Source organism: Capnocytophaga sp. oral taxon 332 str. F0381 (genome assembly GCF_000318275.2).
Classification (GTDB): domain Bacteria; phylum Bacteroidota; class Bacteroidia; order Flavobacteriales; family Flavobacteriaceae; genus Capnocytophaga; species Capnocytophaga bilenii.
Genome location: NZ_KB291312.1, coordinates 1 through 1,269, shown reverse-complemented (window position 1 = coordinate 1,269; position 1,269 = coordinate 1). Strand labels below are relative to the sequence as shown.

Below are 1,269 nucleotides of genomic sequence, written 5' to 3'. Positions count from 1 at the left end.
CAAAGTCTATAGGGCTACAATTGTATTGGTCGCTTACCTGTACTCTAACTCCTGCTGTTATAGGTGCTGCTGGGTACTTGAAGGTCGCTGCTGTTGCGCCCGTTACATTGTCCTTCTGTACGCGTACTTTGTTGCTGCCCACCGCTATCGGTGTACTGCCAAAGCTTCCTCCTACCACTGGTTGTAACGTTACTGTGTATTGGCCTCCGCCACCTGAAAGTCCTGTAACTTCTACTATCGCATCATTTTCACAAGTTGCTGTTGTAGTTACCGATACAATTCCTTGTATAGTAGTGAGTTTCTTAACCTCTACATCATTGCTGCCCCATACACAGCCTGCCGTCTCTGCAAACTCTACATAGTAGGTCTTTCCTGGAGCTACTCCTATATTGCCTAGTACAAGCTCTCCCGAAGCGCCTATCGAAGCCGATGTAGGACCCGATACCAACGTTCCTTGTCTGCCACTAGGTACCGGTGTTGGCAATTCGTATAACTTATAAGTACCATTGGTAGTACCTCCTGGCATATACGAAGCTCTACGTTTAAATTGTATCGTTAGCGTGCCTTGCGATCCATTGCTACAAGCTGGCGTAGCTGTCAAATGCAACTTTATCGCTGGATTGTAGCTACTGCCGTAAATATCTCCGTCATACTCTGCCGTACAACCTCTATTATCTTTTACATAGAACTTATAGGTACGTCCTGGTATCAAGCCTGTCCATACTCGTGAGTTAGTACCATTATTAGCTGCCGACCAATGGTTGCCGTCCAACGAGAACTCATATGGATCTTGTCCTACTCCTGTAGGTACTGTTACCGTTGCTGTAAAGCCTCCATTTGCTCCCGAACAAGTATAGAACTTAGGATCGTTCAAATTCGTAACTACGCTAATACCACTCAAGTTATGCGGTACGGTGTAATCCTTAGTTTCTGTAATACACAAGGTCGTATTTCCGCCTTGTTCCATCTTCTTATAGGTGATACTTATCGTTGACCCTGACTTAAAGCTTGGGTGGATAAATGTTACTGGATTAGTAGTCACCCGTGTCCAAGTATTATCGCTGTTAATACGATAGTATATATCCGCTACTGCCACATTCGCCGCCCAAGTAGTTGGACTGAACGTTAAAGTAAGCGTATTAGCTGCTCCAGCTGCTGGACAAACAGTTGTGTCGGCTACCTTCAACGAAAAGTCTGTACTCAAATCTGGCATCTCACCTACTCTCACTGTCCTGCTTACCGAACAGCCATAGGTGTCTCTTACCGTTA

1 protein-coding gene is annotated in these 1,269 nt (G+C 45.4%); it reads right to left on the bottom strand.

What is annotated here, in order from left to right; genetic code table 11:
* Nucleotides 1-1,269: hypothetical protein (locus tag HMPREF9075_RS13525; protein WP_009415711.1), on the bottom strand; the 1,269-nt coding region annotated here is incomplete at both ends.